Raw genomic sequence first — 13568 nt, 5'->3', positions numbered from 1 at the left:
GTCAGCGAGGATGACGATGTAGCGGATTCATATGGATTTGACTATATTATATTTTTAATCTAAAAAAAATAAGACCTAGCATCATGCTAGGTCAAATAATAGAGTGCAGAATTTTTTATTAATTTAAGACAAACCACTCAATTATTGAGCGTTTTCACGAGTAACAGCATGGTGACCGATATCACGGCGATATTGCGCACCATCAAAACTAATCGCACCTGTTACAACTAGTGCTGCTTGTTGAGCATCAGCAATATTGTCTGCTAATGCCGTTACGCATAGCACACGACCACCGTTGGTAATGACTTCTTTCTCAGAATCTCCAGCATTACTGTCAGAAAATGCAGTGCCCGCATGGAATACTTTCACAGCATTGTCATCATTGCTGCCTAACGCTGGTAAGCCAGTAATAACATCGCCTTTTGAAGACGTTTCTGGATAGCCTTTAGACGCCAAAACAATGCCCAGAGCAGGGCGTTTATCCCATTTAGCCTCACTAGGCAATTGACCAGCCAGTCCTTGTTCGACCAAATCTACCATTGAAGACTGTAGACGCATCAAAATGGGCTGTGTCTCTGGATCACCAAAGCGGCAGTTAAACTCGATAACATAAGGGTCACCTGCGTCATCAATCATAAGGCCTGCATATAAAAATCCAGTATAAGGATGTCCAGCATTTTTCATGGCATCAACCACCGGCTGAATGACTTGGCTCATGACCTTGTCATGTACATCCTGAGTCACAACTGGTGCAGGAGAGTAGGCACCCATGCCACCAGTGTTCGGTCCTGTATCACCTTCAAAGGCTCGCTTATGATCTTGACTGGTTGCCATCGGTAAGATGTTGTCACCATCAATCATGCAGATAAAGCTGGCTTCTTCGCCTTGTAAAAACTGCTCGATAACCACACGACTGCCCGCATCCCCAAATTTATTGTCTGCTAGCATGTCGTCGATTGCTTCATGTGCTTGCTCGATAGTTTCGGCAACGATGACGCCTTTACCAGCCGCTAAACCATCAGCCTTGATAACAATTGGCGCGCCTTGTTTACTAACATAGGCTTTGGCAGCCGTTGCTTCTGTAAAACCTTGATAAGCAGCCGTTGGAATGTTGTTCTGTGCCATAAACTCTTTGGCGAAAGTTTTTGAGCCTTCTAGTTGTGCACAGTAAGCAGTCGGGCCCCATACTTTGATATTAGCATCACGGCAGGCATCAACGATTCCTGTGACTAAAGGTGCTTCTGGTCCAATGATAACCATGTCGATAGCATTATCTTGGCAAAAACTTATTACAGCACTGTGTTCATCAGCACCAGCGACTGGTTCTAAAGTAATATTCTGACATTTAGGCTCAAGTGCAGTACCAGCGTTACCAGGAGCGACGTAAACATTATCGACTTTATCGTCTTTTGCGCACTGCCATGCTAGCGCATGTTCGCGACCACCTGAGCCAATCACCAAAATATTCATCATACGTCTCGCCCTTAGCGTTAAAATTAATAATGAGTGAGTCACACACTCGTAAATACATCGGCATATTCTAACAAAAAAGTCGTACTGATTGCCATGAGTATCCACCTACTAGTGCGCAGTCACCTATAAATTCGAAAGCTGTTTCATTAGAAAAGGTTATTGATGTCTTGCTAATTCATGAAATGAAGTTGCAAACGTCTGCTAGCGCCTTAGTTACGTTACACTTCAATAAATTAAGGGGGTGAGGGTCACTTGAATATCACTTAGCCCTATGACATTAAAATAGAAACAGGGGAGAAACGTAAAAAAGTAATAAAAAACAGAATAATTTTTATAAATGGATATACTGCATCGCGGCATAAACAACATTCAATATATGCAGGCAGTATTAGTAAGTAAACGCATGACTTAATTTACATAAATAATGGATCAACCAAACCTATAAAAAAGGAAAAAATAAAATGCCAAACTCTCTCAGTATCGCAACAGAGCGCATCAGCCAAATAAGCGATATTGCTACCAGTTACGTACAAAAAGACAAATCGCTATTTGATCACTTTATTCATAGCTACTACCAACCTTTGCATCAAGAAGTGGCAAAAAATATCAATAATGCTGATCTAGCAGGTATGGCGCTGCATCATTTTACCCTGCTTAAAGCTTATGAAGGCAATTACCCGCAATTGACAGTGTTGAACCCCAAAGCGGAAGAGCAGCACTTTCACAGCTCGCACACAGTTATTCAAATTGTGGCTTATGATCGACCTTTCCTAGTCGATACAATTTTGATGAGCTTAGAAGCGGAAGGTATCGATATTCATCGTACTTATAATATTATTATCAATGTTGAACGTGATGATAATGATCAAATTACGCATATTGAAAGTGCCAATGAAAGTGCGACGTCTCATCTGTCTTTGATTCATTGTGAGATTGCTTATCAAGATAACAAAGACTTAGAATCTTTACAGCAGATGCTACGAGCAAAAATTGATACGCTAGATACAGTCGTTGGTGATTGGGCACAGATGCGAGCACAGTTGACTCATATTAAAGATGAGCTGTCTCATAAACAGTTACCAGAAGCATTTTATTCTCATCAAGAAATACAGGCGTTTTTAGATTGGGTATTAGACGATCATTTTATATTTCTCGGATATCGAGAGTATCGCTTAGAAGGTGGACAAGCAGTAGAGGTGGATAAGAATCCTACTGCCTTAGATTTATTTGCTATTGGTAATAGCGGTTTGGGTCTCTTACGTGGTTCTGAAGAAGATAAATTATCACAAAGTTTTAGCCAACTACCTAAAGTATTAAAGCAACTATTGACTGAGCCAAGAGTATTGATGCTCTCTAAGTCAAGTCGTGTATCACCTGTACATCGTCCTGTATACATGGACTTTTTGGGTATTCATAAGTTTGATGATAACGGTAAACTGGTTGGGGAGTATCGATTTATTGGCTTGTTAACCTCACAAGCGTATCAACTGACTGTACAACAAATACCATTATTGCGTGAAAAAGCTAATAAAATAATGGCGATGGCAGAGTTGCCACGTGATGGTCATGCACATCACAAAATGATGCATGTTATTAATACTTTGCCGCGTGATGATTTATTTCAAGCCAGCGTTGAAGAGTTATATCCAATCGTTTCGGGTATCAGTCAGTTACAAGACAAAAAGAGTCTGCGCCTATTCAGCCGTATTGATCATTATCAACGTTTTGTGTCTTGCTTAGTTTATATTCCACGTGACAAGTTCAATACTGAACTGCGTATCAAGGTGCAAAACGTACTAAAAGATGCTTATGGCGGAACTTCGTCTGGCTTTACCACTGAGTTCAATGAATCTGAACATGCTCGTGTCCATGTCCATGTGCGCACAGTACCAGGTCAAGTAAATGAGGTTGATACACCTGCGCTTGAGGCTAAGTTATCCGAGTTGATGCAATCATGGACTGATAACTATCAGAAAGTACTGCTCGATAATGTCGGTGAACAACAAGCCAATGCTTTAAATCGTCGATTCTTAAACTATATTCCCGCCGCATATCAAGAGCGTTTTGATGCTCGTACTGCCGTTGAAGATACCAAGCGTTTGGCGGTATTGACGACAGAGCAACCAATGATTTGGCACTTGTACCAATCAACAGGTGATGCAAGTAACCAGCTGCATCTAAAACTCTACGGTCGTGAGCAACCTGTCATCTTGTCCAAGGTCTTGCCAATCCTCGAAAACTTCGGCGTATCAGTCATCTCAGCACAAACCTATGAGTTTGACTTGCCAGAGCAGCCTATTTGGATGCAAGAGTATGAGCTGACGCTTGAGCATGTTGATACTGTCAATATGCAAGTGGTACGCGGTCAGTTTGAAGACAGTCTCAAACAAATTTGGGCTGGAAAAGTTGAAAGCGACTCCTTTAATGAGCTGGTATTGACGACCAACTTGGACACCTATGGCGTGGTCTTATTACGAGCATTATCGCGTTATATGTTACAAGCTCGAGCACCATTCTCTAGCAATTACATTCAACAAACTGTGGTCAAAAACAGCGATATCAGTGTAGCGCTAGCCAGCCTATTCGATGCCCGCATGAATCCAGAACACAACGAAGACGAGCGAACACAGAAAGCTGCGCAGATACAAGAAAAAATCATCGCAGCGCTAGCAGATGTAGATAGTCTAGACGAAGATCTTATCTTGCGTTGGTATTTGGATTTGATCAACGCCATGGTTCGTACTAACTTTTATCAAACAGATGAAAACGGGCAACGCAAAGACCGTTTGTCATTTAAGTTTTTGGCAGCAGATATTCCTAACCTGCCAAAACCAAAACCAATGTTTGAAATATTTGTTTACTCGCCGCGCGTAGAAGCCGTACATTTACGCGGTGGTAAAGTTGCCCGTGGTGGTCTGCGCTGGTCAGATCGTATGGAAGACTTCCGTACTGAAGTGCTTGGGCTGGTCAAAGCTCAGATGGTCAAAAACGCTGTTATCGTGCCAGTTGGCTCAAAAGGCGGGTTTATCGTCAAAACCAAATCTATGGCTGATGGTCGTGAAGCGTTTCAAGCAGAGGGTATTGCTTGTTATCAAACATTCCTGCGCGGTATGCTTGATGTCACGGACAATATTGTCGATGGCAAAATCATCCCGCCAGCCAATACGGTACGCCATGATGAAGATGACCCGTACTTAGTTGTCGCAGCAGACAAAGGTACAGCGACTTTCTCTGATATTGCCAATGCACTAGCAGCAGAGTACAACTTCTGGCTAGATGATGCCTTTGCATCAGGTGGCTCAGTCGGATATGACCATAAAGCAATGGGTATCACAGCTCGCGGTGGATGGGAGTCGGTTAAACGTCATTTCCGTATGCGCGGTATGGACATCCAAAACCGTGATGACTTTACCGTAGTCGGTATCGGCGATATGAGCGGTGATGTGTTCGGTAACGGCATGCTGCTCTCAAAACATACCAAGCTGGTCGCTGCATTTAACCATCTACATATCTTTATTGATCCTAATCCAGACACTGTGGCTTCATACGCTGAGCGTGCACGCTTGTTTGAATTACCACGCTCATCGTGGGCAGATTATGAAGCGTCATTAATCAGTCAAGGTGGTGGTATCTTCTCACGCCAAGACAAAACCATCACTATCAGTCCTGAGATGAAATCGCTCTTTGATATTAGTGAAGACAGCCTTGCACCGAATGATTTGATTAGTGCGTTACTACGCGCTCCTGTCGATCTTATTTGGAATGGTGGTATCGGTACTTATGTCAAAAGTGCGAACGAAACGCATGCTGACGTTGGTGACCGTGCGAATGATTCACTACGTATTGATGGTAATGAGCTACGTGCAACCGTCGTTGGTGAAGGTGGTAACTTAGGTCTAACTCAGCAAGGTCGTATCGAATACGCTCAAACCGGTGGACGTATCTACACAGATGCAATCGACAACTCAGGCGGTGTTAACTGCTCGGATCATGAAGTCAATATCAAAATCCTACTAGGTAAGATCGTTGAGCAAGGCGATATGACGATTAAGCAACGTAATGAGCTGCTTGAGAGTATGACCGACACCGTAGCAGAGCTGGTACTGCGCCAGAACTATCTGCAACCTCAGGCAATTGAGCTGAGTCAACTTCGTGCATCAGCGAACCTCAGCGATCACCAACGCTTTATTCAGATGCTAGAAGGTGAAGGGCGTCTGGATCGTGCAATTGAATACTTGCCATCTGATGAAGAAATTGCCAAACGTCAAAAATCTCATACCGGTCTGACCAACCCTGAACTGGCAGTCGTGATGGCCTATGGCAAGATGTGGATATACGACAACTTATTGTCTTCTGATTTGCCAGACGATCCTTACTTCATTAATGAGCTACGTAAGTACTTCCCAGATGAGCTGGCGTCACGTTTCTTCGATGAGATGACCGAGCATCGCTTGCATCGCGAAATCATTAGTACTTATCTAACCAATAGTGTGGTTAACCGCCTAGGCATCGAAGCATTGTTCCGTCTTTTCGAGGAAACAGATCAGTCGCTTGCTACCATCGTGCGTGGTTATGCGATCAGCCGTGATGTCTTTGATGTATCAAAAGCTTGGAAAACGCTTGAATCATTAGACAATCAAATCGATGCTACTGTGTTGCTAAGCCTTGAACTACGTCTACGTGATTCGCTTGAGAGTGGCGTTGTTTGGTTTATCAATGCCTTTGGCCAAGATTTGCAAGTCTCTGATATGATCAGCCGATTTAATGACAGTGTTGAAAAACTGACCAAACCAGATGGGTTTATTGAGCAGAAATTTGCAGAGTATTTACAAAAAGATACCACCAAATTGATGCAAGACGACCTGTCTAACAGTGATGCGGCGTTATTTGCTATGATGCCTTATCATGTGGATGCGCTTGATACAGCGCTCTTAGCAGAACTATATGAGCGTCCTGTCGATGAGATTGCAACCTTATACTTTGAGGCTTATCATGTCTTGCAACTAGACTGGATGGCGGATAACATCGCGACTTTACCGCAGCAAGGTTATTGGGATCGTCGTGCTCGCCATGCATTAATGAATGAGCTGTCACGTAGTTTGCGTCTACTGATGGATGCTATCTTATCCAAACCAGATGCGAAACAAGCATTTGATGAGTGGTACTCACGCCATTCAGATCATTTGACATCTGTCACAGCAGAAATGAGCAAATTAGATCAGTTGTATGCCAATGATGAAAACCGTCAGATCACGCTGTCAACATTGTCAGTATTGATGAGTGAGTTGAGTGGCTTGGTGACCAAATAAGTAGTAGATAAATAGATAGCCAGCTATCTAAACCATAATTTATTTGCAAAAAAACCCACCGCTATTAAATAGCGGTGGGTTTTTATTATGAGCGGTTTATTTATTCACTGAATATAATCAGTTTCAAATAAAAGAGAGTCAACCACACGATACGGGTTACGCCTTTCTTGCTGTGCCTACGCAGGAGGCGGCGCAAAATATAATCCGTATCGATGTATTTGTTTTATAGTGGATCGGCTATAGATATGATGTTCACTATTACTTACTGGCTGCAGCGTCTTCCACTTTACGACAGCCTTGTCCGCTAATTTGGCTAAACCCACCAGAGATTTTTTCGACCTTAATTTGCGTCAAGATACGTTCTTTTAACGCTTGAACGTGAGAGATAATACCGATAATTTTGCCTTCTTGTTGCAGGCTGGTTAGGGTATCAAGCGCGATATCGAGCGACTCTTCATCTAGTGTACCAAACCCTTCATCCAAAAATAACGAGTCCACTCGTATGTTTTGACTGGCCATTTGTGACAATCCTAGTGCTAATGCTAGGCTAATGATAAAACCTTCACCGCCTGATAGGTTTTTGGTACTGCGGATATCACCGCCCTGATAATCATCAACCACGTTAAGCTCTAATGCGTTATCTGCATCATGAATGAGTAAGTAGCGATTGCTCATTTTTGTTAGCTGTTTATTGGCATGGTCAATCATCACCTGAAAGGTTAAGCCTTGCGCAAAGGTACGGTATTTTTTGCCATCTGCGGAGCCAATCAAATCATACAACTGTTGCCATACTTGCATGGTCTCTTTTTGTGCAGCGATAGCAGTGTGCTGCTCGCTCTGTACGGTTTTTTGCTGCTCATTAGTTGTAAGCTGTTGTTCGATAGCACCCAATGCACCAAAACGAGTGTCTATCTCTGTCTGTAGCTGGTTCTGCTTGCCAGCGAGTACGTCTCTTGGTTCATCAGTTAAAGGATTGGCAAGCTGATCATCCAATGATTGCTGCGTGGCTTGTAATTGGGCTTTGGTCTGGTTTAATGCTTGTTCAATACCAAACTGGCGGTTTTTTAAATCATCACGCGTCTCTTTTGGCAGTCGTGCCTGCTCAAAATCAGCCTCGCTTGTAAACTGTGATTGTGCCAATAACGCGTTAAAATTCGTTTGCTGCTCATTAAGTATGGTCGTGGCAATATCAAGGTCTCTTGCCAATTGCTGCGCGCGCAATTGTGATTGCTCCAGCAACTGTGCCGCATTATCGGCCTGCCGTTGTACGATAGCGGTCTTATTTTTTGCCTCATCTAGCGCTGTGTGTAGTCGATTGCTCTCGTGATCAGGGTTTTTATCTGCAAATAGCCTGTGTCTCTCTGCCTGTAATTGCTGATGCGTTTTAGTATGCTCGCTAATTAAAGTGTCTAATTGCTGGAGTGCGGCTTCTTCACTTGCCAGCTGATGTTGCTTGGTATCAATTTGTGCGGTGATACTGCTTAGATTGTTATTCAGCTGATGCTGTTGGTCGGTTTGCTCATTAAGGGTTTGTTTTAATTCCTTTAGCGCACTGCTTTTCTGGCGTAGTTGATCGATGTGAGTGTCACATTCAGTCTTACTTAATACTGCCTGCGTTTGAATACTATGATGTAGTTGCGAGAGTGCTGCCTGAATGTCTGCGCGGTTCGGTGCTGTATTCAAATACGCTTTGTATTTATCAATGGGATATCTATCTACTTGCGCGCAGACCGCCGTTATAATAGGCGCCAATTCAGCAAAATTAACATTAATACGGTTATCTATACCTTCAATTTTTTGTGATATCAATTTTATATCAGTCGTTATACTGTTTACCTCATTAATCAGCGCCTGTTGCTGTTTTTCATCGGCCTCAATCGTTCTGTTAAGCGCTATGATTTGTTCTGCCTGAGCATCATATTCAGTTAGTATGGTATGAGTCGACTGCTTTTGTTGATTGAGCTGCTGTTTGGTGTTGTTTAATATCGCGGTAAAATGCTCAATATGAGCCGTGTCAAAGGCATTAGCGCTTTTATAAAAGTCACTCATCTCAGTCAGTGGATGGATAATCTCAGCAAGCGCTTGGGTATACGTATTTTGAGTATGCAGTATTGAGACCAAAACAGACTGAATATCACTGGCTAGAGTTGTTGTTCGTGTCTGCAGATTCGCTAACTGCTGCTGTTCGCTATTGATGGCTGATTGTTTTGTCGCATGTTTAATATTATCGTTAGATAGGGTCTGCTCGATATTTTCGATCAACGTATCTAGATCATCTATTTGCTGCAGTGTTTGTTGCATTTGCGACTGAGGTTTATCACCGTCTGCATGCTTATCTAATAATGGATGATCGTTACCATAAGGATGTTCATGCGCGCCGCAAAGCGGGCAGGGTGTACCGTCTTCTAGCTCTATGATGTAATCTTCAAGCTTGGCGACTTTCTGTAGTAATCTTAGATGCTCCTGTTTTTCTTGCTGTTTGGATTTAGCTTCTTGTAAGTTTGACCGACGTTGGACAATCGAGTCTGCTAACGTAGCCAGCTCTTTATTTAGTGCTGGCAGTGTCAGGTCAATCTGACTGATTTGGTCAGATATTTCAGATAAATGCTGTAGCTTAAAACCTACTTGCTCAATATGAGCGCTTATTTGACCAATCTGTTCTTGCTCGCTGCGCATACTTGCAACCGATTGGCCTTTCATCAGAGCACCTTGCTGCTGTTGTAAGCTGGCAAGTTGCGTACGTTGCTGCGAAATTGATGACTTATCTGTCTCTAGTTTTTTTGATAATGTATCCGCATTGTCTTGTCGCTCACGCATTTGCTGATGCTGTGTGGCTTTGTCTGCTGTTAGGCTGATATTATTCGTTAAAATATTTTTTAATCGAATACAGTTGTCATTAAAAGTGGGTATGTCGCTGTCTAAATTATTGAGCTCTGGATAGTCGCTAAAGTATTTTTCTATATGGTTAAGCTGACGTTTAATATCACTTTCGGTTTGTTGATGTGTGTCGATTTGTTGACGTAAGTTCTGCATGCTCGTAGCCAGCATGTTTTTGCGTTGGGTGTCGTCTGCTAACAATCGAGCTTGCTGATTAATTTTGCTATCTAGATCCCGCACTTTTGTGATAACTGGTAGGGTGTCATTCAGTGCTGTTGTCGCTTGCGCCTCTATGGTAGTAGCAGTGTGTAACTCATTATTAGCTTTTAAAACAGATGCCTGTTGTGTTGGTAGTTCCTGAGTGATGGTGGTGTTTTCTGTCTGTAGGTCTTGCACTTTTTTGCGGCTATAAGTCAGCTCTCGAAACGGACTGTCAATCTCTAACGCTTTATTGGCAGCATCCAAACGCATGGATTCTGGCACAAAGTCTTGCTGCGCTTGCAACGCGTCTGCCATTAATCCTTGGTGCTTGGTCAGATTTTGCTGTAATTCTGTGACTTTATCCAACCATTGCAGTTGATCGCTCACTTCCTTAAAGGCTTCGCGCTGTACGGCTTGCTCCTGCTTGAGAGTGGTTAATTCCACACGCAGCTGCGCCTCATCTTCATCACTTAATAAGGGTAAGCTGTCGATACCTGCTTGTAGTTTGGCCAGTTGGTTTTCTTCGTGTCGTTTTTTTTCAAACACGTTTTTAGATATCTCGGCATAAATGGCTGTACCAGTGATTTTTTCTAGAATGGCCGCTCTATCAGCGACATCGGACTTTAAAAAAGCGGCAAAGCTGCCCTGTGCCAGCATGATGGAGCGGGTAAATTGGTTAAAATCCATGCCAATTAAGTCTTGGATGTAGACGGCTGTTTTTGATTTTTTTTCTTCTAATACTTTTGCGCTTTTGACATCACTGATCTCATGCTTGATGGGTAGTAAATTACCTTTGGCTTTTTTGCGCGCTCGATGCTGATACCATGAGCAGCGATAATGCTTATCACCGATCTCTATCACTACCTCGGCTGAGCACTCGCCTGTACCTTGGGTCATCATCTCATTGGCTGAGCCCGTAATATCACCCAACCTAGGAGTTCGGCTATATAGTGCCAAACAAATCGCATCTAAAATGGTGGTCTTGCCAGCGCCCGTTTGTCCTGTGATGGCAAATATACCTTCATTAATAAAAGCGGCATTCGTAAAATCGATGTGCCATTCACCTTTTAGAGAGTTTAGGTTTTTTAGTCGTAGTTCAATTAGGCGCATGGTTGGGTCTTATCATTATTGGAACAGTTGTTATTTTAAAGTAAAGTTAATGCTTCAAAGCATGATACTTAAGGTTTGATTATTCAGCCTGCGTATCGTCATTATGAATGTTATGAATAATTTGTGCGTAAGCATCACGTAAGGTCAGCTTTTGCGCATCTGTCACCTCATTAGCACTCAAACAACGCTCAAATACTTGCATCTCATTTAAGTCTTGTAAGGTTTCAGAAGCCGCCTCTTGATTCAATACCTTGTTGTAAGTACGAGGGTTTTTTATTTTCAATACCTCACAAGGCAAGCCATCGACCATCACTTGAATTTGCTCACGTAGGTCACTGACAATATCGTCACCGGTATAAATGAGCTCAAGCCAAACCGATTCGCTCGGTGCTAAAGATTGAATGGTGCTGTCGATTGTTTGTTGAATAGTCTGCAAATCGCCAGATATTTGTGCTAATTTTTGGAATCTTGGAATAGGTAAGGATAACACTTGCATCTGACGTTCAACATCATGGTGGAGTAGTTGAGCAGCGAACGCAAAAGTTAAAGGCGTTGACTTTGAAATACCGATGATGCTCTGAGCTATATCTGTTTGGGTGGCCTTTTCTTCAGTGTTGTTGTCTTCACTACTACTCTCTGCTTCAATACCGATGTCTTCCTGAGCGCTGTTGTTAGTCTTTCCGCTTGATATCGACTCGTCTATTATTGCGTCATCAAAACCAAATAAGTCATCGATAAAGTCGGTTTGACTGTCTGCCTTTTTGGTCGTGGGTTTTTCTACTGATACCTCAGGCTTGGTAGATGTATTACTAAGTTGAGCCATATCAGAGGTTAGGTTCGCCGCTGGAGCTTCACTTATACTTTCATGATGGCTTTTGTTATCAATATTCTCTTTAATATCGTCTAATGCTGCACCGAATTGTATCAGTAAGGCCTGTTTTTGCTGCTTGGCTTCACCAAATCCCATGGCAATAGGTGAGCCTGAATAGCGAATATGCTCGCGCCCGCCCACACGCTGCGGCACGTGCAAATGGCCCAGTGCCACGTAATCAAAGCACTCGTCGAACATTTCGGCAGAGATTTTCCCCAAATTACCAATATATAAGTCACGCACGCCATCATCAGCAGTGGTGCTACCACCTGATGCAAATAAATGACCAGTAGCAATAATGGGAATGTGACGATTATGTGTTTTGATAATGGTCTGCTGGTGCGATTTGGCAATGGCTGCTACGGCATCATAATGAGCACAAATACCATTAATCACGCTGGCGTCTTTACTGTCCATAGACTCGCCAGCACCGCTACTACGAACATCGCGGTCGCGCAGATAAGGTACCGCTACGATAATACAGCTAGGCACGCCTTGAGCATTATTTAACAACAGCACTTCATCGTTGACATCATCGCAAGCAGTACCGATCACATGCACGTTTAAAAACTTTAGGATTTGACTGGGTGCGTCTAAAAATGTTGGGGAGTCATGATTGCCTGCCACGATAATGATATGTTGGCAGCAAGATTTTGATACCTTACCCAAAAACTCATAGTACAGCGCTTGGGCTCTATTGCTTGGGGTCATGGTGTCGAAGATATCACCAGCGACGATTAATACATCGACTTTTTGCGTACTGATGGTCTCTTCAAGCCAGCTTAAAAAAGCTTCAAATTCGCTATAGCGCATATGTCCATAAAGCCGTCGTCCTAAGTGCCAATCGGATGTGTGCAAAATAGTTAATGGTAAGGCAGCGAGTACGGGCATAGGGGCACTTAATATAATTGGCTGAATTTGGCTAAATGAGGAAGAGTAATGCAGTGATTATTTTAGCAAGAATTGTCTGGTTTTGCTGTCTTTGGAGGGGTATTTAACGTCATTTCCTACTGGAGGAATAGTAATAGCTAAACAAAAAAGTATAATCTTTTGTCTACTATAGGTCTTGTATAGATTAAAATCGATACGTTGATAACGATAGGTTTGGAAACGATGTAAACAAAACAATGTAAATTTTAAAGCGAATCAAATACACAGCGTTTATAGACAGTTATTAAAAGATAAATCACGGTGTAAAATAACAATGAAAAAATACATCATCATAATTTTCACTATCATTTACCTGTTAGGTTATATCGAAATCAGACGTAATCATTTACTTGTACATCACTCAGGTTTTATTTCAAACCATGACGGAGTTAAATTGACTTACGGTCATAACATTTCACCGGGTAGTAGTGTAACCCCAGTTCGGGATAAGCCACATTGTAACTCATTGATACTATTTACAATGTAGCCACCTGCCCTTGCTGAGGCATGTTTTTGATGGTGGGTTTATAGGGAAACCAGCAATAAGCAATTAAACCTGACAGCAAGTTTGTGATAAACCCCGTGACACTACGATGGCGTGAGTGTTCGATTTGGCACAAGTTTTTAAGCTCTCCAAACACCGTTTCAACCAAAGAGCGATGATTGAGTAGTGCCTCATCCATAGGCTCAAGTAATTGGGGTTTCATATTACGCCGAAGTTTGGTTATCAACGTGGTATCATTGTGTTTTGTGAGCCACTCGTTTAGGGCTTTACTGATATAGCCTCTATCCCCAAA

General features: G+C 42.6%; 5 protein-coding genes. 1 reads left to right on the top strand and 4 read right to left on the bottom strand.

Going from position 1 to position 13568, the window contains the following annotated elements:
• Positions 1 to 141 precede the first annotated feature (141 nt).
• A complete protein-coding gene (gene purD, locus EI164_RS06495; RefSeq protein WP_192519184.1) occupies positions 142 to 1470 on the bottom strand; it encodes a phosphoribosylamine--glycine ligase in 1329 nt (442 codons plus the stop codon).
• Positions 1471 to 1934: 464 nt separating this feature from the next.
• On the opposite strand from purD, the gene EI164_RS06490 reads away from it, so the two are divergent.
• The gene (locus tag EI164_RS06490) at positions 1935 to 6782 is read left to right on the top strand and encodes an NAD-glutamate dehydrogenase (protein ID WP_192519171.1); all 4848 of its coding nucleotides are present in this window, start codon (positions 1935 to 1937) and stop codon (positions 6780 to 6782) included.
• A gap of 258 nt (positions 6783 to 7040) precedes the next feature.
• Here the strand turns inward: EI164_RS06490 and EI164_RS06485 are convergent, their stop codons facing one another.
• The 3 genes from EI164_RS06485 to EI164_RS06475 all read right to left on the bottom strand — a co-directional run.
• Entirely contained in the window at positions 7041 to 10970 is a 3930-nt protein-coding gene (locus EI164_RS06485; protein ID WP_192519170.1) for an AAA family ATPase, read from the bottom strand.
• Positions 10971 to 11049: 79 nt separating this feature from the next.
• The gene (locus EI164_RS06480; RefSeq protein WP_192519169.1) at positions 11050 to 12732 is read right to left on the bottom strand and encodes an exonuclease SbcCD subunit D C-terminal domain-containing protein; all 1683 of its coding nucleotides are present in this window, start codon (positions 12730 to 12732) and stop codon (positions 11050 to 11052) included.
• A 515-nt stretch (positions 12733 to 13247) separates the two neighbouring features.
• Positions 13248 to 13568: transposase (locus EI164_RS06475; RefSeq protein ID WP_192519168.1), on the bottom strand; the 321-nt coding region annotated here is incomplete at its 5' end.

It is taken from the genome of Psychrobacter sp. FME13, assembly GCF_014861395.1.
Classification (GTDB): Bacteria; Pseudomonadota; Gammaproteobacteria; order Pseudomonadales; family Moraxellaceae; genus Psychrobacter.
Note: the sequence above shows the minus strand (reverse complement) of the source record. Positions and strands in the feature narration are given on the sequence as shown.

Coding starts and splice junctions, on each gene's coding strand:
- purD (WP_192519184.1), bottom strand. CDS start 1,470: ATGAATATTTTGGTGATTGGCTCAGGTGGTCGCGAACATGCGCTAGCA.
- EI164_RS06490 (WP_192519171.1), top strand. CDS start 1,935: ATGCCAAACTCTCTCAGTATCGCAACAGAGCGCATCAGCCAAATAAGC.
- EI164_RS06485 (WP_192519170.1), bottom strand. CDS start 10,970: ATGCGCCTAATTGAACTACGACTAAAAAACCTAAACTCTCTAAAAGGT.
- EI164_RS06480 (WP_192519169.1), bottom strand. CDS start 12,732: ATGCCCGTACTCGCTGCCTTACCATTAACTATTTTGCACACATCCGAT.